This is a genomic window from Rhizobium tropici CIAT 899, assembly GCF_000330885.1.
Taxonomy (GTDB): Bacteria; Pseudomonadota; Alphaproteobacteria; order Rhizobiales; family Rhizobiaceae; genus Rhizobium; species Rhizobium tropici.
Map to the genome: position 1 here is coordinate 147,707 of NC_020061.1, position 22,942 is coordinate 170,648.

Genomic DNA, 22,942 nt, shown 5'->3' on the forward strand with positions numbered 1-22,942 from the left:
TTTGCTCGGCCCGCCGCGCGCGATCGTCCAGGTTCGATAGGGCGCTCCTCGAAAGGGTCGAGCGCCCTCGCAGGCCGCTCGGCGATGTCGAAGACAGCGGCATTATCCTGGTTTTCGCGCAAACCCTTGTAGGAGGCATGACGAAGGTTGCCGTCATGTGTCCAGCCGCGGAGCTCGATTTCGGCAATCACAACTGCATATTTACAAACTTCTCACCAGCCGAGGAAAACTTGTCGACCGCCGCCTGTTTACCTCTTGTACGACGCGTGGGAGCGCGTTCTGTTCGAGATCAAGGTGACTCATCAATGCTGATTCCACCGCGCCCGTTGCCTTGCTCAATAACCGCATCGCGTCGATCAGCCTTGCAAGGCTTTGTTCGTAGGAAGGGCCAAGCTCCGAGATAATTATTTCCATCCGGACGGGATGTGAGCAAAAACAGAATTTGTCGACAATTCGGCAGATTTCGCAGTTTGCCGACAGCTGGGCAATTTGGGCAAAGACGGCTTCGGCATGTATCGCGAGCTGGTCGCGGGGCGGGTTGTCACGCTCGCCGTCAGTATCCGGCACATGCGGCCGCATACGCCAGAGCGCGTAGGTGAGGGTTTGACGTGCGATACCATACAAGTCCAACAATGCTCCCTCCACGAGCGGCCTGGTGAAATAGCCTTTCTGAGGGATCGAAACGATCTTGCCCTCTGCGGCAAGTCGGATGAGTGCTTCGCGTATCGGTGTCCGCCCAAGGTCCAGTTCGCAGGCAAGCTCCTGATCACTAAGATGTTGCACCGGCACGCGAGCATAGCGGTAAAGCAATTGAAGTACCGCATTATAGGCCGCGTCAGCCTTTGCGGGGACCTGTTCACCAGCGGAAGTTGGAACGGCTATTCCGCGACATTGGAGAGCATTCTCGCAAAGCCACATTTTTCAGTTTCCTCTGTCGATGCAATTGAAGACCGCGTGACGCCGGGAAATTCAAACGCCACAACGCTTTGGGCTGCTTAAGGATTCGTGGGGACGTGATTTTTGAAGTCCACTATAGATGACAGTCTGGCTGAGGTCACGCCTTCCATGATCTGATGGTCCGAAACACGATTCATGGCAGTCTACGATATGTTCACACGGTCAGATCAGTTGGAGTCCCGGAGGAGGTTTGAGTACACGCAGACCAACACAGGCGCCCCTTGGCCCGTCTGACCTAGGCCGTACTTGCGACCAGCAACATCTTTGTCATTAAAGTCGCATCACCATAAGGTGTCTGTACGTGGTCCATTTCCGACCAGCCATTCTTTGTATAGAGGAGCTTTGCGCTCTCCGTGGTAAGATAAAGCCTTTCGTAGCCGAGGCGCAAAGCTTCGTGTTCCAGCCTCTTAACCAGCAATGAAGCTGTACCCTTATTGCGATGAAATGGATGGACGTACAGCGACTTTAGCCAGGGCGAAAGATCAGGCCTTCCTTTAAAATCACAATTGGAAAGGCTGATCATCCCTGTGGGTCTGCTGTCTTCGCTAGCAACCAAAGTTAGCGGCATAGAACTTCTTGAGGAGGCTTGGAACTCACGCTGTGTCTGCTCGAATGAGCCATTGGCCTGACAACCCGATCATGTCCCAGGACGTGGTGTAGCTTAGACGACCACGGCTCATCCCAGAGGGTCGGATGAGTATCAGCTTGCTGCTGGCAGGCTGATGAGCGGATCATCGCTCATTGTGGCGATTGTCTCAAGTGTCATGTAGCGGGATCGCTGGACGGCCCATTCATCGTTCTGTTCGAGCAGCAGCGCACCGACCAGGCGCACGATGGCGTCGTCGTTGGGGAAAATGCCGACGACCTCTGTGCGCCGCTTGATCTCACCGTTCAATCGCTCAATGGGGTTGGTCGAGTGAAGTTTGGCCCAATGCTGCTTGGGAAAGGTCATGTAGGCGAGCACGTCTTGCTCGGCACTGTCCATGAGACTGGCGAGCTTCGGTACCTTTGGCCTGATCTGGTCGGCGACGTTGCGCCACTGAGTGCTTGCGGCCTCCGGCGTGTCCTGAGCGAAGGCCGTTGCAATGAACGCGGAGACAACCCGGCGTCCGCTCTTTCCAGCATGGGCCAAGGCATTGCGCATAAAGTGCACCCTGCAGCGCTGCCAGGTGGCGGAAAGCACTTTCGATACTGCGGCCTTGATGCCCTCATGGGCATCGGAGACGACGAGCTTGACGCCGCGCAGCCCCCGCCTGATCAGCTTTCGAAGAAACTCGGTCCAGATCGCCTCGGCCTCGGACGTGCCGATCTCCATGCCGAGCACTTCGCGTCGGCCATCGGTGTTGACGCCGACGGCGATGATTACGGCGACGGAGACAATACGACCACCGCGCCGAACCTTGAGGTAGGTCGCATCGATCCACAGGTAGGGCCATTCTCCTTCGATGGGCCTGTCGAGGAAGGCCTTCACCTTCTCATCGATCTCCTCGCAGAGCCGGGACACCTGACTTTTGGAGATGCCCGACATGCCCATGGCCTTGACGAGGTCATCAACAGAGCGGGTCGAAACACCCTGGATATAAGCCTCCTGGATGACCGCCGTCAGAGCCTTCTCGGCCATGCGGCGCGGCTCCAGGAAGCTCGGGAAGTAGCTGCCGGTGCGAAGCTTGGGAATGCGCAGCTCGACGGTGCCCGCCCGTGTCTCCCAATCCCGGTCGCGATAGCCGTTACGCTGGGCCAGCCGGAAGCCATTCTTCTCGCCATAGGCCGCGCCGGTCTTCGTGCCGACCTCCAGCGCCATCAGCTTCTCGGCAGCAAAGCCGATCATCTCCCGCAGCAAATCGGCATCAGCGCTCTTCTCAACGAGTGAGCGCAGGTTCATCATGTCGTCGGTCATCGGTGGTGTCCCTCAGGTTGGCTCTAAGCAACCCGACCCTACCGGAAATCACCGATGGCTATGAAATCAAGCTACACCACTCCATGGGACACGATCTGACAACCCCATTGCCCAAAGGACCAGCTTGCACAAACCGGAACCAGATCGCGACAATTCTCCAGATACTCAATCACTATTGGAGCTTGAATGTGTATTTGCTTTTCAGCCATCGTCTCTTCCTATTTGCCGAGTGTCGGGTTGCTTTAGATTGAAGCTCTTCCTAAAGAGCATTGCAGCGGGATAATCTGACGCTGATCAGTAGCCGCGGACAAAAGGGGTCCTCACCTGGGTAACCCTCCAACGCAAACGCATTTGCGCGTTTGGTTCGCTCGCTACGGCTCCAGCCTGCCTGGCACACCATCGCCCAACCATCAACTTGATAGAATTTCTGGCAAAGCCGCCATCTGGCTGAATGTTCTCATGGCGCCGGCTTCCAGCAATTTTTCAGCATGTCCAAGAGGACAATGAGAACCACCGACGAAACCAATTACCCGCATTTTAGCCGCCACAGCCGCCTGGACCCCGGCAACGCTATCTTCGATGACCAAGCAATTATCCGCCGACGTGTTCATTCTCTCAGACGCAAATAGAAAAAGATCCGGGGCGGGCTTGCCACGTGAGACTTGGGAAGCACTGAATACATTCGGCGAAAAATAATCGTAGAGGTCTGTTAGCTTGAGCGCGAAATGCAGTTCCTTCAGATTGCTGCTCGATGCCACGCAACGCGCCACATCAATGGCATCCAGAACTTCGTTGACGCCTGAGATGGCTTTGAGATCGCTGGCATACCGTCTACCAATTTCTGCCATAGCATATTCATGATGCCCCGCCGGCAAGCGCAAGCCAGACTCAGCTTCGATGGTTGAATAGGTTTGCCGATCAGTCATGCCTGTGAAGCGACGATTGTAAGTCTCCGCAGCTATATTATATCCGTGCGCTGCCAACACTTCGATATGAACCGCTGTCGCAATGATTTCGCTGTCGATTAGGACTCCATCACAATCGAAAATCAGAAGTTTTGGCGTTTTGTACGAGGTCATGGGATCACTCCGTTGTCGCTGGAAAACGGCGTTGCAAGAGAGCAAGCGCGAAGGTGACTTTGCTTGGATTCAGCTTGTTCAGACGGTTGTCATGATATCGGAAATCTTTGGGCCAAACTTGGAAAGAGCCGTCCAGACCCGATGAAATGCTTCTGCGTAAAGTTCCATTACCCCGGCTTCGTTGGGTGGCGCGATTTCCGATACGCAAAACATGGTATCTAAAAGTTTTACCGTGTTTGGAAAATCGGCGGCTTTCCAATCCTTGGCAATATTCGGCAGATATTCGAACACTGGCTTCCTGAGCCAGATCAAAACGGGCACGCCCTCCGCCTGCAGCAGTTTGACGATGGTATCCCTTGCCGTCGGACCCGGACCAAAACCGAGAGCTTCCGGCTCGATGCGAAGTGGGAAGCTGAGCATGGACTGATTGCAGTCAGATGGGTCGAAGAGGGGAAATATACCGGAGAGATCTCGGATCATTTCCCATAGAATTTTCCCATTATTCCTTCGAATCTGAAGTTGTGTCTCGAGGTTGCTCAATCGCATTTTTGCTATGGAGGAGGAGAAGACGTTCGGACGGTAGTTATATCCTGCTGAAGACGGCGAAAAAGTCCGATCTCCGTTTCGAGATGAACTCGTCAGTGAAACGCAGTCCACATGTTCAATTAGATCTTTGTCCTCCGTAATCACGAATCCGAGCTCGCCGGCTCCAAGATGCTTGGCGCCGTTGCCAGACAAAGCGAGGGCGTCTGTATCAATGTATGCCCCATTTGCGATCGCTTTTATGGCGCCGATCGATTGGCAGACGTCATCAATCACGGCAATCCCTTCGGCGCGCGCGGCAGATCTTGCATCAGGAACACGAATGTTATTCCCGAAGAGATGGGTAATGAGAACCGCTCCGACACCGGGTCCGAATCGGTCGGCTGCCGCGTCTTGATCGATCCCGGCGAGGTTCATGTCGACATCAACGAAATCGGGCTGAAGGCCACTAATCGCAATTGGCCCCACCGCGCCCGGCCAATTTAGCGCCGCAGTCACCACCTGCTCGCCTCGACCTTTAAAATAATCAAGCTCGATATGGATTGCCGCCGTACCACTGCCGACGGCGCGCACCTTCCACTTCCCCGTCCAAGTAGCGAGATCCTGCTCCAAATCGGCCACGATAGGGTGATTGACCCGATGATACTTTCCACTGTCTACAACTTCGCGGAGTGCATCCAAATGCTCCGTCTGTGTGGCTGGCCAAGGCGTGATCCGCCCGGAAGGAACGGTGGGCTCCCCACCAAGGAGAGCGAGATCCCTTTCTCGCTGGTGCCCTCCGGACTCACAGAGGTCCAGATTATTGCTGGCAAATTCGTTCATTTATTCCTCCGGCGATTGGTTACGTCGATGTCTGTCGATTTGCTGAAGAGTTCTAATGTTTTAGGAGGTCAGATCAACAGTAGTTCTGAAATATATTTAAAAGTATATTTTGCGTTTGTGGGACTTTCTGTTGTAGTGCTCCGGTTTTTGGAAATTTTAATCCCGAATATAAATATATACTCGAAGGATAATTCTTCGTTTTCGAAATGAACATTCAAACGGCGGTGGAGAAAAGCAGGTGTGTGATGATTGCTATATCGGTTCGGGGGTTCGGGAGCGTTCGGCAACGACTGCAGGCACTCAGGCGGGAGTGGCGTAAAGACGATCGAGTTTCCACAACAAGAGAAAGTCGGATCAGACGGAGTCCATGATAAAAAGAACGGAAAAACCATCAATTGCGTGTGCGAGCAACGCGAACACTCACGAAGGATCTGGCAAGCGCCTCATCAGGCCGGCCGAGGGGGACCAGAGCGACAGTAAAGGATTTAGGCCAGCTCATCCCCTAATCGCCGCGCGGACGCTAGGGATTGCAAATCGAGGACGCTTGCTGCAGGCCCTTTACGATATGGGTCCGTCCAGCAGGGTCGAGCTTGCGCGCGTCACCGGTGCCAGCCGCGCAACCATCGGCGGCATAGTCCAACCACTGATCAATCAGAGTATTCTTGAAGAAGGCGACCTGGTACCCCCCGATCGGTCCGGCGGAAAACCCGCTACAAAGCTGTGGTTCTCGAAAGGGGCCAAGCCGATCTGCGCAGTTCGGCTGATGCACGACCGTGTCCACACATGCTTGGTCTCTCTGGAGGGCGAGCTCTATGCTCAACACGAGGTGGATTTGGCGAAAGATCTGACAGATGCTGCCGATGCATTTCAGATCGTCAGTGCCTGCATTGAGAAGTCAGTCGCATCTGCCGACCAAGAGGTTCTAGGCATCGGCATGGCAGTTGCAGGAGAGCTCAACCCGCAAACGGGCTCGATCGCGGCTATGGATTTCGCGCCGTACCTTCATGGCTTTCCGATAAAAGCGGAGTTAGCAAAGCGTTTCGGGGTTCCGGCTTGCGTCGACCAAGATGCCAGAGCCTTGCTGGTTGGCGACCGTTGGTTCGGGCAAGGACGTGGACAGAGAAATTTTGCGGTCGTTTACATCGGTCAGTCGTTGGGCGCGGCCCTCTATGTCGATGGACATCCTTATAGGGCCGCCGGGGGTAAACACTGCCAGATCGGCCATACCATCGTGCAACTCAATGGCCAAATGTGCAGATGCGGACGACGCGGATGTTGGGAAACGATCGCGACACTGCCATGGCTGAGAGGCGAAGCAAGGGCCAGGGGCCTGCCGCAGGCTGGCTTGTTGGATGCGAGCCGCTTGGTGTGGCTCGCCGAAACTGGCGCTAAAGGGGCAAAAGAACTGCTTGAAGACTACGCGTCCAATATTTCTGTCGGGTTAGTGAACCTTCAACAGCTGATGGCACCCAGCTGCATCACTTTGCATGGCGACATCGTGCATGGCGGAAAATTGATGTTAGATCTTATTCGAAAGAGCGTCAGGCAACTGATGTTCAATCCCGGAGATAACGAGATCGCCCTTGCCCTCGGCGATCGTGAAGATGTCGCCGGCCTGCGCGGCGCGGCGGGTCTCGTCGTCTGCGAATTGCTGAATTTCATAATCTAAGCAGAGAACGGCCCCAGTCCTTAGAGACCGCATCTGGTCAAATCCTTTGCAATCATCCACATTTCAAATGAAAACCGCCATCTTTCTCGAAAACCGAATTGCAACAAATTGCTGGTGGATTTGGGGGTTCCTGGGCAGCTGAAGCTGTTGGCGCATGGAGTTGCGTACTGGATGTGCTCGATCCAGCCAAGGAACTGCACAGACCCTGCAATCCCAGTCTGGTGCGGACTGAGGCTTAAGAAAAAAACGACACGAGAACGGACAACCAGATCAATGCGACGCCCAGCAACAGCGCTCGCCTGGCGGCTACGATCTTTTCCTGGCCTTCCTCCGCGACAGGGGTCGTTACGATCCAAGGAACTGAGCCAAGCGCCGCAAAACCGATTAGCGCCAAGACACGACGATCAAATCGGACCGATGCCAGCCGCCTGGCTCATACACTCCCCAATAGCCAAGGAACGCCATTCCGACAGCGAACATGGTGGCGGAGGCAGAGCAAAGTCCGGGAACAGAACCTGATGGTGCACGCATTTCGTATCCTCTTTGTCGGTCAAACCAAGGGCCAATTTCCATGACGGTGCAAACGGGCTTTGCACATATCTGTCAAGAATCGGGTGCCAGCTGAAGCATCGATCTATTGCAAATGATTTAGGAAAATCCGAACATTGAATGACGTGAGCGATCGCAGAAGCTGGTAGGGGGAGCTCCCTTTCCTGGCAGATGTGGTCGCTAACTCGTCGTTCGACAGACGGTTCGACCTCGCAAGCTCTGCATTTTTTCATTGCCAAAGTCCGCAGGCCAGCCGCTCGCCTTTAGGCACGAGTTTTGAGAGGTGCTGTCCAAAAAGTAGGCCACAAAATCACCAATGTTGACTCTGTCTTTCACTCAGCCGAAAAGAACTCCTGCCGACAGAGGGAGATACTCATGGCTGACGAGAATAATACTGGCACAAGCACTGAGATGGCAGACACGAATATACCGGTAAAAACGCCGGCGCCTAAAAAACAGCGCGCTCCGCGACGCCCGAAAGCAACTGCCGAGGCAGCGGGTACTACGCAGGTTGGGAAACCCGCGAAGGCGCCGCGAGGTCGCAGGAAGCGTAGCGACCAAGCCGCAGACACAAAGTCCCAGCCTGTCGAAATGCAGGTGGCCGACATCTCCGTCAAGGAACCCATAAAGGACACTGCAGCCAAGAGGCCGGCACAGCAGTCCGTGCAAAAAGGTACGACGGCCATTTCGGCAAGGGACGAGATGGCGGATCTTCTTCAGCTGGAAGAAGAGAATAAGAGGCTGCGTAACCTCTTGGCAGAGAAATTGCGTGCCGAAAATGCCGATCTGCGCAAGCGGCTCGGGCTAGATTGATCGCCGATCAACAGCGGGATGGTGGCGAAATCGACCTGAGCTATCCTTCTCGGCAGAAGATGCGTTCGCCGGGCTCGCCTTCCGAGCCCGGTGTCAAGCTGCGGCGCCACTATGGATACGGACTGGTCGAGGTTGAGGCACTATGAAATTACCCTGGAAATTCCTTGCTCGATTAACGTCGCGGCGACAGTCCGCACCCGAAAGTTCGATTGGGCATGGTGTCGATACCGACGCAAGCCAAAGCAAAACTCAAGACGTACCGCAGCTTGCGCTAAACCCACCAGAGCCCTCCAGTAGCTCCGAGCCCGATGAAAGCCGATCTATTGAGATCATAAGGACTGATTCAAAAGAATTCGAAGGTGAGGTCGAAATTGAAGGTGCGGCACCGGTTGAAGGTGACGAGGTTCAAGAACTGTCGCCTCCGGAGGTCGGGCAGCCGAGCGCTGAAGCTTCCGCGGTGCCGCTTGAAAGCAATACGCGCAGTCGGGTCCCTGGCATACCGCGGACGAAAAAGCCGGCACATGCGAAAGGAGTTCACATTGACGTCACTGCGCAGAGCACAGCTGTCTCAAGCAATGCTCAAGATGAGACATCCTCATCGTCTGAGGACGGCTTTTTCGAAGAGGTGACAAACCTGGACGAGGAAATCACGCAACTGAGGGTTAAATTGGCTCAAAAGCTGCTTTTGCAGAATGATCAGCTTAAAAAGATGCTTGAGCGATTTGACCGATCGTAATCCTCCTTACGATCTCAAAGATGGGACATACATGAAAACACAGCAGCGAAAATTCGTTGTCGAGCTCAAATCGGCCCGGCGCAGATCAACGATCCAGCCAGCTTCTATCTGGGGTGATACCGACCTCAAGACGCTGGCGCGCGAGGCGGAGGCAGACGCACCACATCTCTTCGAGCCTGACACCGTCTCAGATGTTCCGAAGCGAGAAAGCGAGCTGTGGTCGGATCCAATACCAGAGACTCATCTCAACGACGAGGTTGAAACCGGCGATGATAAACGGATTGCGGCGTCCTCTCTCGAAACCGAACAAACGTGCCCGTCTCAGAAGGACGATGGGGCGATCTTCGCCTCTGTTTCACAACCGAAAGAGGGCTCTTCCAGCCGGTCTCGAAAGAACATAAAGCGTCGACGTGAAGCGAATATCGATAATGCCGACGAAATGACAAGCGGCCAATCAAACGCCAGCCACGACGATATCTCAGGCGAGGAGCTAATCGCACTTGAAGAAGAGAATCGACGGCTTAAGGCTTTGCTGATGAAATATCTTCGTCAAGAAAATATGCAGATTCGACAGATGCTCGCGCGATTCAGCGATCAGCGCGAGATCTTGTGAACCAATCATGTTTGTGTGCCCGCACTTAGATCTCTTCATGGCCACAGGAGGGAGTGCGTATGGAAAGTACGCATTAAAGCTGCTCACCAAGCTCGTTGCTGGCTCCGGGCACGCCGTCTTGCGTGAAGCGATATGCACAGCCGTGCTCAGCAGATCCGCGGCAACTGTTCGCCCCATAGCCAATCGACAATGCGACTGCCACCAAACGACGTCGCCATCTGGACGAAGCAATGGTCGTCATCCTCGGCATGGCCGATCAATGCGGCCTGCGCACCCAACGGATGCGCGCGCATGACGGCGAGCAGCGCATTCGCAAACTCTGGCGCCACCAATACGACGAGCTTGCCCTCGTTGGCGACGTTGAGCGGGTCGAGGCCGAGCAATTCGCAGGCCGCGGCTACTTCCGGTTTGATCGGAATGGTCTCCTCGTCGATGCGGAGGCCGACATTTGAGGCATTGGCGATTTCGTTGAGTGTCGCCGCAAGTCCACCGCGCGTTGGATCTCGCATCAGCCTGATTGACGATCCGGCGACCTCGACCATTGCCGCTACTAACCCGTGCAGCGCAGCGCAATCCGATATGATGTCCGTATCGAAATCCAGGTTCTCGCGCTTCGACATCACGGCGACGCCGTGATCGCCTATCGAACCAGAGATGATGACCGCATCGCCTGGCCGCGCGGCATCGGAGCGTAGGTCGAGACCGGCTCGAATCATGCCGATGCCGGAGGTGGATATGAACACGCCGTCGGCTTTGCCGCGCTCAACCACTTTCGTATCGCCAGTGATGATTGGCACACCTGCCGCGCGGGAGGCCGCTCCCATGGCGTCGGCAATTCGATTAAGATCTGCGAGCGGAAACCCCTCTTCAATAATGAAACCTGCCGAAAGATAGAGCGGGCATGCGCCGGCCATGGCAATGTCGTTAATCGTCCCATGCACCGCAAGCGAGCCAATATTGCCCCCCGGAAAGAACAGCGGCGAGACAACATAGCTGTCGGTGGTCATCACCATGCACCCTGCCGGAACCGCAAATGCCGACTGATCGTTGCCAGCCCGGAGCCAGTCATTGTCGAAGGCCCTGTGGAAAATGCCCTTGACCAACTGGTCCGTGGCGCACCCCCCCGCCCCATGCGAGAGATCGATGCGTCCGTTCCTGAGGTCGAGCCGCGACCTTTTGGCTTTCGTGGTCATGCGATCGTCCTGCTGCTTTCGTCCGCCTTTCCCTGCCTGCCGAAACGGCCGTAGAGCCAATACGCGGCGCAGGCGCCTTCCGACGACACCATGCAGGAACCCATCGGCGAATCGGGCGTGCAAACCTTACCAAACAGCTTACAGTCGGACGGCTTCTTCACACCGCGCAGGATGGCGCCGCATTCGCAGGCCGGATTGTCTTTTGCCGCCGGCGTCACGACGTCGAAACGTTTCTCGGCATCGTATTTGGCATATCCAGGCCTGAGGCCAAGCCCACTTTGGGGAATCGCGCCCAGTCCCCGCCATTCGAAGCTTTCCCGCAATTCGAAGACATTGGCGATCTCGCGCCTCGCCTTCTCGTTGCCAAGGGTGGTCACGGCTCGGATATACTGGTTCTCGACTTTATGGACGCCCTCATTGACCTGGCGGACGAGCATCAGGATTGAATAGATGACATCGAGCGGCTCGAAGCCTGCCACCACGATCGGCTTGTTATATTCTTCGGCAAGGACTTCAAATGGCTGCGTACCAATGACGGTGCTGACATGTGCAGGGCCGAGCAATCCGTCGATCTTGATAGTGCCGAGCGTGCGAGCATCGGAGTTTTCAAGGATAGTCTGGATCGCAGCCGGTGTTAGCACGTGGTTTGAGAAGATCGAAAAGTTTGCGAGGTCCTTAGCGATCGCGAACCGCAGCGACAGCGCCGTCGGCGGCGTCGTGGTCTCGAAACCGATGGCAAAGAAGACGACTTGCCTGTTCGGTTCGGCTTCGGAGATGTTTAGCGAATCGAGTGTCGAATAGACCATGCGAATATCGGCGCCGGTCGCCCTGGCCTTGAGCAGACTCGAGCCGTTTGAGGATGGTACACGCATCAAGTCACCATAGGTGCAAAGTGTGATTTCTGGGCACATGGCAAGCGCGATCGCTGCGTCGATGCGGCCGATCGGCAGCACACAGACTGGACATCCCGGTCCATGAATCATCTGCACATTGGACGGCAGCAGGTCTTCAAGGCCATAGCGCGAAATTGCATGGGTATGGCCGCCGCAGAATTCCATGAAATGATAGCTGCGCGCCGGATCTACCGCCGCTGCGATTTGGCGAGCAATATCTTTGGCGAGCTTGGCATCGCGGTATTCGTCTATATATTTCACGCCGGACCTCCCAGGGCAGCTTCGCGGATCAAGGCAAGCGTCCTTTCTGCTTCTTCAGTTTCGATCTTTGCAAGCGCGTAGCCGACGTGGAGGATGAGATAGTCACCGGGCGTCACATCCTCCACGAGTGCAATCGATATGACCTTTAAGACGCCGTCCAGCGTTACCTTGGCCATATTGTCTGGCAGCAATTCCACCACCTGGACCGGTAGGGCTAGGCACATGTCCGGTGCTCCCAGTTCTGGGCGCAGTCGTGTTTGATGACGTGCCGTGCAAAGGCGGCCTGACCGAGCGCTATACCCCCGTCATTGGGCGGGATCTGGTGCGGCAGGTAGGGCTCGAGGCCATGGTCGCGCAAGGCGCTGGAAAGACCTTCGGCCAGAATGCGGTTTGTGATGCAGCCGCCGCCGAGCATGATCGCTCGCGTGCCAGCCTGCGATGCACCAAGGGAAGCCCAATCGGCGAGGCCGCTGATCAGCGTGCCGTGGAATAGGTCTGCGGCCTTTCGGCGGCCAAGCTGCCGCTCCGCCAGATGGATGATGAGGGGTCGGAAATCAAGCAGGCCATCGGCGAGACTGTAGCCCCCGGCAAGACATTGGGGATCATCGACGAGTGCTTCGAGTTCCATTGCTGCCTGCCCCTCGTAGCTCTGGACGAGGCGGACGCCCGCTATCGCAGCCACTGCATCGAATAGCCGCCCCAAGCTGGACGTATCGGCTGATTGCAAGCCGCGGGAAAACATCGCATCAAGTTGCGCGACACCAGGATGTCCGGGCCAAAGCGTGGCCGCAAGGTCGCGCCGGCCGGCGGCCTGAAGAGCGGCAATTCCCATGCGCCAGGGCTCCCGCGCGACCCGGCCGGCGCCTGGCGCCGGCAAGGGCAGAAGCGAAGAGAGCCGTCGCCAGCGAGGACCGTTGACGACCAGCATTTCGCCTCCCCAACTACTGCCATCGACGCCATAGCCGTGGCCGTCGAGTGCAAGCCCGAGGACCGGCCCGCCGGCATGATGTTCCGCCGCCACGGCCGCGACATGGGCGAGGTGATGTTGCACCGGCAGAAGCGGCAAATCCAAATGTTCCGCGATCCGCGCTGAACGAAAATCCGGATGCAGATCGCAGGCAGCAAATTCGGGCCTGACATCAAGGATAGAGCAGAGATGCTCGAGGGCTTCCCGCTGGAATCTGATCGCTTTGACATTGTCGAGACCGCCGATGTGCTGCGACAGGAACGCTTCCCGGCCCCGTGTCACGCAGATCGCGTTTTTGAAGTCCGCGCCGGTGGCAATCACGCATGGGCCGTCCTCGCCAAGATCGACCGGCTCCGGGACAAAACCCCGGGCGCGCCTCAGAAAGCTCGGCGCGCCGTCAATTACCTGCATGACGGAATCGTCAGCGCGAATGGCAATGTCACGGTCATGTGTGACGATCAGGTCGGCAACCCCGGGAAGCCGATGCATGGCATCGTCATTATCTGATACGAGCGGTTCACCCTCCGGATTGGCGCTGGTCGCAATCAGAGCGGCGGGAGCGCCGGCCGCTTCTGCTGCAAACGCGGCAAACAACAGGTGGTGCACCGGCGCATGGGCGAGCAGCAGGCCGATCCGACTGAGGCCGGGAGCGATGAGCTTGGAAAGGTGATCACGCGCCTCGATAAGGACGATCGGGGCGGCGGTCGAGGCGAGCAAATCCTCTTGCGCCCGCGAGGGCCTGGCAAGTATTCGGGCTGTCTCAATGTCCGGCACCATGATCGCGAACGGCTTCTCGTCGCGCATTTTGCGTCGTCGGAGACGATCAATCGCCGTATCATTGCGTGCGTCGCAGAAGAGCTGGAAGCCGCCGACGCCCTTGATCGCAATGATCTGGCCATTCATGAGCCGCGCGGAGACCTCCGCGATAGGATGGCTAAGCTGTGGGCCGCAAGCCGGGCAGGCGAGGGGCTCACTATGGAACCGCCGGCTTTCGGGGTTGGCATAGTCTGCGCCGCAGGCGCTGCACATCGGGAACGCAGCCATCGAGGTCCGGCCGCGATCATAGGGGAGCGCACGGGTGATGGTGAAGCGCGGGCCACAATGAGTGCAGTTGACAAAAGGATAACCGAAAAAGCGGTTGTCCGGATCATTCAGTTCGTGCCGGCATTCGACGCAGGTGGCAGCGTCGGCGCCAATGCGCGTGGCGCCACGGCCGCCGACGCTTTCGAGGATTTCGAACGTTTCGTCGCCGGCCGGCTCCAGTTCCAGCTTATCGACGGTATCGACGCGGGCAAGCGGCGGCGCCTCCTTCCAGACGCGTTCCGCAAAGCAGTCGACAGCGGTGCCCTCGACCTCGATCAGCACGCCGGCGCTGTCGTTGAGCACGAAGCCGGTAAGCTGCATCATTCTCGCAAGCCTATAGACGAACGGCCGGAATCCCACCCCTTGCACGGCACCGCGCACACGCACTCGCAACCGCCGGACACGATCTTCCGCCATGGATGCCAAGGTGCTCACCATCGTCAGACTACCTGCGAAGCTTTCGCGATCCGGGCCGCCTCAGCCTCCAGCCAGAAATAGAACGCTTCCATGCCGTCGCCGCTGCGCGCAGAAACCGTGAGAGTGCGAAGGCGTGGATTGACGCGCAGCGCATTAGCGATGCAGCGCCCGACATCGAAGTCGAGATGCGGTAGCAGGTCGGACTTGTTGAGAATCATCAGGTCGGCGGCCGCGAACATGTCGGGATATTTGAGCGGCTTGTCCTCGCCCTCGGTAACCGAAAGCACCACGACCTTATGGGCCTCGCCGAGATCGAAAGCGGAGGGACAGACAAGATTGCCGACATTTTCGATGAACAAGACTGAACCGGGCTCGGGCGCCAGGTCCTCGACCGCGTGGCCGACCATGTGGGCGTCGAGGTGACAGCCCTTGCCGGTGTTGATCTGGATTGCGGAAACACCGGTCTTGCGGATGCGTGCGGCATCGTTGGAGGTCTCCTGGTCGCCTTCAATCACGCTGATCGACATTCGGTCCTTGAGGTCGTGAATGGCGCGCACCAGAAAGCTGGTCTTTCCCGACCCGGGGCTTGAAACGAAATTCAGCGCAAAGATGCTGTCACGAACGAACCGAGCCCGGTTTTCGGCAGCATAGGCATTGTTTTTGGACAGGATGTCCTTTTCGATCTGGACGATGCGCTCCGGGTTCATGCCCGGGACATGCACGCCGGCAATCCGTTGATGATGTTGGAGCGCACCGTGTTCCGCGTAGTGACGATCATGAGGATGTCCATGATCGTGCAGGTGACCGCGATGATGATCATGGTCGCCTTGCGCGCCTGTCTTGCTCTTGCCATCTTCCAATGTTGCCATCTCGCAGCCGCATACCGTGCACATCAGATCACCTCCATGTCCTTGATCCTCAATTCATCGCCCGCCGTCGCCTGCACCTGATACCGCCCACAATCCGGGCAGGCGCCAAATCGCTCATCGAGGGGCACCGTCTTCCCACAATCGAGGCACCAGCCCTCGCCGGCGATGCGGTTGATTTCGAGTGCGGCATGTTCGGCAATCGTCCCACGCCGCACAGCTTCGTAGCAGAACAGGAGCGAATCCGGATTGATATGGCTCAAGACACCGACATCGAGGCGGATCGATTTGACTGCGCTCGCACCATTTAGCTGCGCCATCTCGCAGACGATGGCGATCACACTCTCCATCAACGACATTTCATGCATGCGCGGCATCGCGAACGTTAAGCTTGAACTCGACGCAGGGATCGAACAGAGCCGCGAGGCGATAAACTGACCGGGCTGCTGATTCATGAGCACCGATCCGCGATGACAGTAGGGTTTTGACAAATGGACCGGCCGGATGAAAATTCCATTCGGTCGGGGCCAGTATCCGGTAGGCGCAAAGTTTCCCGTTCGCGTCGATCTCGGCCTGATGATAAAGTCTGCCACGCCCACATTCCACCACGCCAAAGCCGCCGTCGCCGGGCACCGAACCACCGGCCATCAGTTCGGAAGGATCATTCTGGCCCTTGGCAAGATGCGCGAGTTGCTTCAAGCAAAGGCCAACGTCGCCTATGCGTGCCATGAAGCGTTGCCTAAGGTGCGGATCGTCTGGCCTGCTGGTGTCGCAATGCCGGGCATAAGCACCGGTTTCGACGACCCGACCGGCAAGATGCGGCAAGGCGCAGTAGTGCGCATCTTTGCAAAGATGGGCAATAACTTCGGCATCATCGGCGGCACTCAGCGGATCAGGGCGCCGGCCTGAAAAAGTTCGGTCGTCCTTGATATCTCGAAAAATCGCCGCGCAAGCCGTGCCATCCGGCGACAATCCGTCGTCTTTCGAGATGCCGAGCCCCTCTGCTGCATCGGCAAGCCGCCGCGCGTTGGCAGCCAGGGCACTATGGTTCACTTTTTTCTCTCGCGATTGGCCGATGATTGCCTGCGACGCGGCCAGGGCGCCGCGCAGATATTGGCCCGCGTCAGCCACCAGACGTAACGATATTGATGAGGGCCAGTGCAAAATCAGCGCCCTCAAAGTTTCGAATATCCGTTCGGCAAGCAATCCGGCCACCGCCGCGAGCTGCTCCTCGATGGGCATCGGTAGGCCGGCTGCATTCAGGATGGCAAGGCGCGCCGCCACCGATTGCGAATAGCCACAGAGCGAAAAAACCCATCCGACAAGCATGGGCGCCTCTTCCGGTCGATGGCCAATGAACATGCGTGCCAATTCTTGCGGGCGGTTGACCCTCACGTCCACGAAACAGGCAAGCGCTTGCGACACCGTCACATCGATCCGGATCGAGCCGGCGCTAAGGAGATAGGTCATGCAACAAGCTCCCGAAGCGCTCGGAAAACCCTCCAACGCAGATCACGGCGCATGGGGCTGGCGGTTGGATGGGATGGCGGCGCGAGCGCAACGATGTTGAAAAATGCGCGCATCGCCTTCAACACCGTCCCCATCGTTTCAAACTCAAAGGCCATGAAAAACAGCAAGCAGGAATCAAAACCGCCAGTCGTCTCGGATTTTTGCCGGCGATGAATTCGATCACGCCTGCCCGCACATTCCGAGTCGTGCCTACAGCAGCCAAAATCATGAACCGTGGCGTCGCGACGATGCGGTCGTTCGCCCGCCGAATGCCAGCAAGCTCGTTTCCGAAGCGCCTTTCGCGGGCGCATAGACGTCCAGCATGTGCCGCCTTTCACCCTATCCTTATCCGAAACGGTCACATGCGTGACGAGATTCTCGAAGCTGATCATTTGAAATAAGCCTCCTCGACATCACGCAGGCGCGCGGCGGAGTCGCGGAAATCCTCTTCAGTCGCGAGGGCGAGGGATGGGATGTCGACGATTTGCAGCATGTCGAGGACGATCTCATCCATGTTGTCGTAAAACTGTACGGACCAAACGTTTCGGGCCCCTGCTGCCGTCACGCGACAGGTGCGGTAGCCGCGTGATGTCAGTTGTACGGGACCGGCTCCGAGCGTGACCTGCAGGAAATTCACATCCTCGATGCTCATCGGAAACAACGACAAAATGATAGCGTGCGCAGGATCGCCATCCCGGTACTGGACAATGCGGTCACCGATCTCGGTCAGCACCGGCATGACGTTCATAGCGCCAGGCGGCGCAGGTCCATGTGAGACCAAGGCCGGCAGCGCCGTGCAGGCCCTCCGCACCGTCATAGGAATCGGGCCGACCTCGATATATTCCGCAATGAGGTCGCCGGCGGGGTCGGTAAAGCGCATATGCCAGACGCCGGCCATAACCGCTTCCTTGAACTGCGCCAGGACCCCGGAGGGCAGCGCCGCTACCCCGCAAACCTCGCCCTTGCCGAGCGTCTGCGTGACCAATTTCTTGTCATCGTCGTCGAATTCGAAAATGTCGAATAGCTGCCCCGGCTGGCCGGCTTTTTGCACCGCAAGCGTTGCAGCAATGTCGGATATGAGCATTGCGGCTCGGCAGCTTCGGCCGTTTAGGGAGCCAACTGGGTAGGCTGGCATTGTCTGCTCCAAATCAGCGTGTAATTCATTCTCGCACTTGGGATCTGCAAGCGGCGTACCAGTTGCTGAGAAAGATGGGTCGTATTGATCTGAAGGAAAATTCCGGTCGCGGTCTTATGCGGATGCGCACACGCGGCCCCGATGCTGAGGCAGCGCGTTACGCTTCGCAATATTCAGCAATCCGCCCGCAGCCAGCAGGATCGATCTCGTCCGTCTCCGGCTGCCCTTGGACAGTCCACATGAACATGTGGCCGACAAGGAAGAGGAGATTGCGTTCAGTTGAGAAATACGAACTGCCAGTTTTCCCGCAAATGCAACGGTAATTCCGGCTCGCGGGAGATAAGATCGGCAAATAGCGTTTCGAATGACCGTCCTTCGACCGCTTCAGCAAGACCGGCCAACGCATCGTCGATCTTGTGTGCTTCGTCGGCATCGAGCACCCGGATCGCAGATCCTAGATGAGTAAGAACGTACGTCCCAACCGGTTGCGGGCCGACCAGCACCATCGAAATCGCAAAAACCGATCCGTGGCGCTCGCACTCCGCTGTAAATTCGCCACCAGTCACCTGCATCGGAATTCCTATGCACACAATCAGCCCCTCGATCTGCCTGGGTTCATGATATTGGGAACCGGAAGGGTTCTCGCGCGGGTCCTTGGGTTTTGGATGCAGCCGGCGAACAGGAACGCAACCGACGACTGCCTCGGTTGCATCGGAACCCCCCTGAACCACTCAATTCGCCCGGTCCGCTCGCCGCTCGTAATGTGCAAAATCGATGTCGTTGGCGAGGAGAGCGGGCGCGGCGGTGCGGCGCGAACTGATGGCGACGCCCCATCGCTCCAGGATGCCGGCGGCTACCATTACGGCGGCCGGGATTACGGATTTGACGGGCTCAGTCACCGGTCCGCCCCAGCTATCGAGGTCCACCGGTTGGCAGCCGATCAGTGCGAGTCTTGCGGGATAGCGATCGAGAAGGTCGGCAGCGCTCAGAACTTCCTGGAAGCCTGTCTGGTGCAGGCTCATCTTTTTGGCGCCGGTGAATTTCGGCACGTCGTCATTCTCGACGATCTTCAGCGTGCCGGGCGCGAGACCGAAGTCGACCGCGTCGAATACAATCAGATGATCGGCTTCGGTGACATATTGCACGAGATAAAGGCCCTGGGTGCCGCCGTCGAGCACGGTGACGTTGGTCGGCACCGCATAGGCCTGGTGGAAGGCTTCGACAGCGCGGACGCCAAAACCCTCGTCCGCCCAGAGAATATTGCCAATGCCGAGCACCAAAACGTTCGGTTTGCGAGAGTTCGCTTCGTCCATCCTAGTCCTCGTTGTGCTTGGACAGCCGCTCGCCCGAAATCATCGACGAAACGATGCTCTGGCGGCTGACGATGTCCTCGCGTACCGCGATATAGATATGGATCATCACGAAGATCAGGATCACCCACATTCCCAGATGATGAAGGGTATGAACGGACTGGCTGTTCGGCCAGATGAAGAATACCCGACCAAACAGCCTGTATGCCCAGCTGTCGTGGCCGACGCTTTCGCCATAGAGCGCAAATCCGGTGATCACCATGAATGTCAGCGGCAGCGTGAACGTCACGAACATGACGAATTGCGACAGCGGATTGTGGCCAGCATATTTCAACGCGCGTCCAGTAAGGAATGTGTAAACGCGCACCTCGTGCAGCCATTCGCTCCAGAACCGTCCGCTCCAGAAGGGAACGTAGAAGATTTGGCGTGCATGCACGTTGCCGACGAAGACCCAGTAGATTCTGAGGATCAGGGCCACGGCCAGGATCTGCCCGGCGGCGAAATGGACAAAACGGATATAGCCCATCAGGAAATTGGCGCTCGCCTCGCCGGGTGCCGCCGCCAATGGGCTGCCGATGAAATAACCCGTCAGCGCCAGCGCCAGGATGGAGAAAGCGTTTATCCAGTGCCAGAGGCGAACGGGCGCCTCGTAGGCATACACGTTTTCGCGCTCGCTGGCGCGTTCGTCATCGGCGTTTGAGATAGCAGAGATGCTCATGATCGTCCTCCTCATCTGACTTGGACCTTGGCCATTTCCTGTCCGTCCGGGCTCATGATATGGGTGGAGCATGCAAGGCACGGATCGAAGGAATGGAGGGTTCGGAGGATTTCGAGCGGCTGCGACGGATCCGACATAGGCGTGTCAATCAGTGAGGCCTCGAACGCGCCGATATTGCCGTGCGGATCGCGCGGACTACCGTTCCAGGTGGTCGGCACCACACATTGATAATTGTCGATCTTGCCCCCCTTGATCTTGATCCAGTGTGCGAGGGCGCCGCGCGGGGCCTCGGTGAAGCCGACGCCCTTGACCTCGCAAGGCCAAGTCTCCGGCTTCCATTTGTCGATGAAGGCGGTGGCGCTGTCGCCGGCCTTGATATTGGCGACCAGCTTGTTGTGGAAATAGCGCATCTGCCGGCCTGCCCAGACGGATTCGAGCGCGCGAGCGGCGGTACGCCCTAGTGTCGAAAATAACGCCGCGGTCGGCAGGCCGAGGTCCTTCAGGACCTTGTCGACGGGATCCTTGAATTCTGCCTTGCCCTGGGCGTAGCCCAAGACCCAACGGGAAAGCGGGCCGACTTCCATGGCGTGGCCGCGCCAGCGCGGCGCCTTGATCCAAGAATATTTTCCGCCTTCGTCCAGCTCTTGAATGTTGGTCTTGGTGCCCTTGGCATTCGGCCCAAGCTCGTAATGCGGCACGGTGACACCGTCCCAGGGATGCAAGCCCTTGGCCTCGTCCGGATATTCGTACCAGGAGTGACTGACGAATTCCTGGATCTGCTCTGGATCGGAATGGTCGACTGGCAGGACTTCGTTGAAATTGCCATTAATGATCGCACCGCGCGGAAGCTTCAGGCTCGCCTCCGTGTAGTCATTTGCGTGTTCCGGCACGTCGCCATAGGCAAGCACGTTCTTGCCCGACAACCCGCCGCCGAACAGCCAATCCTTGTAGAAGGAACCGATCGCCATGATGTCCGGTAGGTATACCTTCTCGTTGAACTCGATCAGCTGGTCGATCACCGACGAAATTTGGTTTAACCGTTCCATTGTAATCGCGCCGACGGCTCCCGTGCCGTCGAGGTTGATCGGACAGGGCACTCCGCCGACCAGCCAATTCGGATGCGGATTTTTCCCGCCGAAGATCGTGTGGATCTTGACGATCTCCCTCTGGAAATCGAGGGCTTCGAGATAGTGTGCTACGGCCATCAGGTTCGCTTCAGGCGGCAGCTTATAGGATAGATTGCCCCAGTAGCCGTTCTTGAATGGACCAAGCTGGCCGGATTGGACGAACTTTCTCAGCCGTGTCTGGATGTCTTTGAAGTAGCCCGGCGAAGACAATGGCCAATCGGACACCGATTGGGCAAGCGCCGAGGTGGCCTTCACATCGGCCGTGAGGGCAGATATGACATCCACCCAGTCGAGCGCATGCAGGTGATAGAAATGCACGACGTGGTCATGAACCTGCAATGCCAGCTGCATGAGATTGCGGATCGAATTGGCGTTTTCCGGAATGGTTATGCCGAGCGCATTTTCAACCGCCCGCACCGATGTGAGCGCATGGGTTCCGGTGCAGACGCCGCAGATCCGTTCCGTGAAAGCCCAGGCATCGCGTGGATCGCGATTTTTGAGGATGACTTCAATGCCTCGCCACATTGTGCCGGTGGAAACGGCATTGCGGATGATATTGTCCTCGTCGACATTGACCTCGACCCGCATGTGGCCTTCGATGCGGGTTACAGGATCGACCACAAGACGCTTGCCGGAATTGTCGAGCGTGAAGCCATCTGGCGTTTGGATGGTCATCGTGATCTTTCCTGTCCATTGCCGTTTTTAGGACCGGTTTTCCCGCGCTTGGCGGTGACCTGCTTGACGGCGCTGATTGCAGCATGGGCAGCAATCGCCCCACCGACAACACCAGCTGCGGTCATGCCCACCTGGTCTGCAGTGGCTTCCACGCCGAATGGGCTGACCTCGGTCAGTCGGGAGTAAAAGCTTCCTGCGTCCCAGAAATTTTGTTCCGAGCAGCCGATGCAGCCATGACCCGACTGGATCGGGAAAGAGACGCCGCCATTCCAGCGAACGGTCGAGCAGGCGTTATAGGTGGTCGGGCCTTTGCAGCCCATCTTGTAGAGGCAGTAGCCCTTGCGCGCGCCTTCGTCGTCCCACTCCTCGACGAACTGGCCGGCGTCGAAATGAGCGCGCCGATAGCACTTGTCGTGGATGCGCTGCGAATAAAACATCTTAGGCCGACCCTGATGATCGAGTTCGGGGAGCTTGCCGAACGTGGTGATGAAGGTGACGACGCCGGTCATCACCTCTGCGATCGGCGGACAGCCAGGCACTTTGATGATCGGCTTGTCGCGGATCACTTTGTCGATCGGCGTCGCCTCGGTGGGGTTGGGCGTTGCGGCCTGAACGCAGCCCGAAGAGGCACAGGTTCCCCAGGCGATGACAGCCAGGGCGCCTTCGGCCATCCATTTGAGTTTCTCGACGAAGGGTCGCCCGCCATCGATGCAGAACATCCCGCCTTCGTTGAGCGGCGGATTGCCTTCGACGGCAAGAATGTACTTGCCCTTGTGCTTCTCCTTGGTCTCTTTGAGGATCGCCTCGGCCTGGTAGCCGGCCGCCGCCATGATTGTATCGTCGTAATCGAGTGAAATCATCGACAGGACTACATCCTTGGCCAGCGGATAGGCGGAGCGGATGAAGCTTTCCGAGCAGCAGGTGCATTCGAGCCCATGCATCCAGATCACCGGCACACGCTCTTTGGTTTCAAGTGCCTCGGCCATCGCTGCGGCCGTATCGGAGCCAAGGCCGAGGCAGGCCGCCGTGAGGCTGCAGAACTTCATGAAACTGCGCCGGGTTATGCCCTGGCGACGGATAACATCGTAAAACGTTTCGGTCGCGGCCATC

The 22,942-nt window shown here is 57.5% G+C and carries 22 protein-coding genes and 3 pseudogenes; 4 read left to right on the plus strand and 21 right to left on the minus strand.

Annotation, left to right across the window (positions count from 1 at the left end; all coding sequences use genetic code 11):
* Positions 1-83: 83 nt before the first annotated feature.
* From RTCIAT899_RS34160 to RTCIAT899_RS20365, 6 genes and pseudogenes are all read right to left on the minus strand, one after another.
* Positions 84-191: pseudogene (locus RTCIAT899_RS34160) on the minus strand (non-homologous end-joining DNA ligase); the annotation flags it as partial.
* Between the two features lie 10 nt (positions 192-201).
* A complete protein-coding gene (locus RTCIAT899_RS20345) occupies positions 202-918 on the minus strand; it encodes a GntR family transcriptional regulator (protein WP_004112807.1) in 717 nt (238 codons plus the stop codon).
* A gap of 274 nt (positions 919-1,192) precedes the next feature.
* Positions 1,193-1,537 (minus strand): annotated as a pseudogene (locus RTCIAT899_RS20350) (GNAT family N-acetyltransferase); the annotation flags it as partial.
* A gap of 120 nt (positions 1,538-1,657) precedes the next feature.
* Positions 1,658-2,854 carry an IS256 family transposase gene (locus tag RTCIAT899_RS20355; protein ID WP_004110519.1) on the minus strand — a complete coding sequence of 399 codons (1,197 nt, stop codon included), beginning with the start codon at positions 2,852-2,854 and terminating at the stop codon, positions 1,658-1,660.
* Between the two features lie 410 nt (positions 2,855-3,264).
* The gene (locus RTCIAT899_RS20360; RefSeq protein ID WP_004112813.1) at positions 3,265-3,933 is read right to left on the minus strand and encodes an HAD-IA family hydrolase; all 669 of its coding nucleotides are present in this window, start codon (positions 3,931-3,933) and stop codon (positions 3,265-3,267) included.
* Positions 3,934-4,011: 78 nt separating this feature from the next.
* A complete protein-coding gene (locus RTCIAT899_RS20365; RefSeq protein WP_004112816.1) occupies positions 4,012-5,298 on the minus strand; it encodes a DegT/DnrJ/EryC1/StrS family aminotransferase in 1,287 nt (428 codons plus the stop codon).
* Between the two features lie 544 nt (positions 5,299-5,842).
* Here RTCIAT899_RS20365 and RTCIAT899_RS20370 point away from each other — a divergent pair.
* Positions 5,843-6,967: an ROK family protein gene (locus RTCIAT899_RS20370; RefSeq protein WP_240535390.1), complete on the plus strand. Its 1,125-nt coding sequence runs from the start codon at positions 5,843-5,845 to the stop codon at positions 6,965-6,967.
* A 235-nt stretch (positions 6,968-7,202) separates the two neighbouring features.
* Here the strand turns inward: RTCIAT899_RS20370 and RTCIAT899_RS34165 are convergent.
* Positions 7,203-7,498, minus strand: a pseudogene (locus RTCIAT899_RS34165) (hypothetical protein).
* 393 nt (positions 7,499-7,891) lie between these two features.
* Between RTCIAT899_RS34165 and RTCIAT899_RS20375 the strand changes: the two are divergent.
* The 3 genes from RTCIAT899_RS20375 to RTCIAT899_RS20385 all read left to right on the plus strand — a co-directional run bounded on the left by RTCIAT899_RS20375 (position 7,892) and on the right by RTCIAT899_RS20385 (position 9,678).
* The gene (locus tag RTCIAT899_RS20375) at positions 7,892-8,329 is read left to right on the plus strand and encodes a hypothetical protein (protein ID WP_004112820.1); all 438 of its coding nucleotides are present in this window, start codon (positions 7,892-7,894) and stop codon (positions 8,327-8,329) included.
* Positions 8,330-8,471: 142 nt separating this feature from the next.
* Positions 8,472-9,065, plus strand: coding sequence for a hypothetical protein (locus RTCIAT899_RS20380; RefSeq protein ID WP_004112823.1), 594 nt, complete (start codon positions 8,472-8,474; stop codon positions 9,063-9,065).
* On the plus strand, positions 9,043-9,678 hold the full coding sequence (locus tag RTCIAT899_RS20385; protein WP_244441506.1) for a hypothetical protein: 636 nt from the start codon (positions 9,043-9,045) through the stop codon (positions 9,676-9,678). Before RTCIAT899_RS20380 ends, RTCIAT899_RS20385 begins: the two co-directional genes overlap by 23 nt.
* A gap of 146 nt (positions 9,679-9,824) precedes the next feature.
* Here the strand turns inward: RTCIAT899_RS20385 and hypE are convergent, their stop codons facing one another.
* The 14 genes from hypE to RTCIAT899_RS20455 all read right to left on the minus strand — a co-directional run bounded on the left by hypE (position 9,825) and on the right by RTCIAT899_RS20455 (position 22,941).
* Entirely contained in the window at positions 9,825-10,871 is a 1,047-nt protein-coding gene (gene hypE, locus RTCIAT899_RS20390; protein WP_004112828.1) for a hydrogenase expression/formation protein HypE, read from the minus strand.
* On the minus strand, positions 10,868-12,025 hold the full coding sequence (hypD, locus tag RTCIAT899_RS20395; protein ID WP_004112837.1) for a hydrogenase formation protein HypD: 1,158 nt from the start codon (positions 12,023-12,025) through the stop codon (positions 10,868-10,870). Before hypD ends, hypE begins: the two co-directional genes overlap by 4 nt.
* Complete coding sequence (locus RTCIAT899_RS20400; protein ID WP_004112840.1) at positions 12,022-12,249, minus strand: HypC/HybG/HupF family hydrogenase formation chaperone; 228 nt, start codon at positions 12,247-12,249, stop codon at positions 12,022-12,024. Before RTCIAT899_RS20400 ends, hypD begins: the two co-directional genes overlap by 4 nt.
* Positions 12,240-14,513 carry a carbamoyltransferase HypF gene (gene hypF, locus RTCIAT899_RS20405; RefSeq protein ID WP_004112843.1) on the minus strand — a complete coding sequence of 758 codons (2,274 nt, stop codon included), beginning with the start codon at positions 14,511-14,513 and terminating at the stop codon, positions 12,240-12,242. Before hypF ends, RTCIAT899_RS20400 begins: the two co-directional genes overlap by 10 nt.
* Positions 14,514-14,515: 2 nt before the next feature.
* The gene (hypB, locus tag RTCIAT899_RS20410; RefSeq protein ID WP_004112846.1) at positions 14,516-15,385 is read right to left on the minus strand and encodes a hydrogenase nickel incorporation protein HypB; all 870 of its coding nucleotides are present in this window, start codon (positions 15,383-15,385) and stop codon (positions 14,516-14,518) included.
* A complete protein-coding gene (gene hypA, locus RTCIAT899_RS20415) occupies positions 15,385-15,726 on the minus strand; it encodes a hydrogenase maturation nickel metallochaperone HypA (protein ID WP_004112848.1) in 342 nt (113 codons plus the stop codon). Before hypA ends, hypB begins: the two co-directional genes overlap by 1 nt.
* Positions 15,719-16,642 carry a hydrogenase assembly protein HupF gene (locus tag RTCIAT899_RS20420; RefSeq protein ID WP_244441507.1) on the minus strand — a complete coding sequence of 308 codons (924 nt, stop codon included), beginning with the start codon at positions 16,640-16,642 and terminating at the stop codon, positions 15,719-15,721. The genes hypA and RTCIAT899_RS20420 overlap by 8 nt, the downstream gene beginning before the upstream one ends.
* 182 nt (positions 16,643-16,824) lie before the next feature.
* The gene (locus RTCIAT899_RS20425; protein ID WP_028754846.1) at positions 16,825-17,259 is read right to left on the minus strand and encodes a hypothetical protein; all 435 of its coding nucleotides are present in this window, start codon (positions 17,257-17,259) and stop codon (positions 16,825-16,827) included.
* Positions 17,256-17,951 carry a hydrogenase expression/formation protein gene (locus RTCIAT899_RS20430; protein WP_004112855.1) on the minus strand — a complete coding sequence of 232 codons (696 nt, stop codon included), beginning with the start codon at positions 17,949-17,951 and terminating at the stop codon, positions 17,256-17,258. The genes RTCIAT899_RS20425 and RTCIAT899_RS20430 overlap by 4 nt, the downstream gene beginning before the upstream one ends.
* A 326-nt stretch (positions 17,952-18,277) precedes the next feature.
* On the minus strand, positions 18,278-18,592 hold the full coding sequence (hypC, locus tag RTCIAT899_RS20435) for a HypC/HybG/HupF family hydrogenase formation chaperone (RefSeq protein ID WP_004112857.1): 315 nt from the start codon (positions 18,590-18,592) through the stop codon (positions 18,278-18,280).
* 141 nt (positions 18,593-18,733) lie between these two features.
* Positions 18,734-19,315 (minus strand): HyaD/HybD family hydrogenase maturation endopeptidase, encoded by a 582-nt coding sequence (locus RTCIAT899_RS20440; RefSeq protein ID WP_004112860.1) that lies wholly within the window; start codon positions 19,313-19,315, stop codon positions 18,734-18,736.
* A 1-nt stretch (position 19,316) separates the two neighbouring features.
* Positions 19,317-20,045, minus strand: a complete 729-nt coding sequence (gene cybH, locus RTCIAT899_RS20445; RefSeq protein ID WP_004112862.1) for a Ni/Fe-hydrogenase, b-type cytochrome subunit — start codon at positions 20,043-20,045, stop codon at positions 19,317-19,319.
* Positions 20,042-21,832: a nickel-dependent hydrogenase large subunit gene (locus RTCIAT899_RS20450; protein ID WP_004112865.1), complete on the minus strand. Its 1,791-nt coding sequence runs from the start codon at positions 21,830-21,832 to the stop codon at positions 20,042-20,044. The genes cybH and RTCIAT899_RS20450 overlap by 4 nt, the downstream gene beginning before the upstream one ends.
* Positions 21,829-22,941: a hydrogenase small subunit gene (locus RTCIAT899_RS20455; protein ID WP_004112868.1), complete on the minus strand. Its 1,113-nt coding sequence runs from the start codon at positions 22,939-22,941 to the stop codon at positions 21,829-21,831. The genes RTCIAT899_RS20450 and RTCIAT899_RS20455 overlap by 4 nt, the downstream gene beginning before the upstream one ends.
* Position 22,942 lies beyond the last annotated feature (1 nt).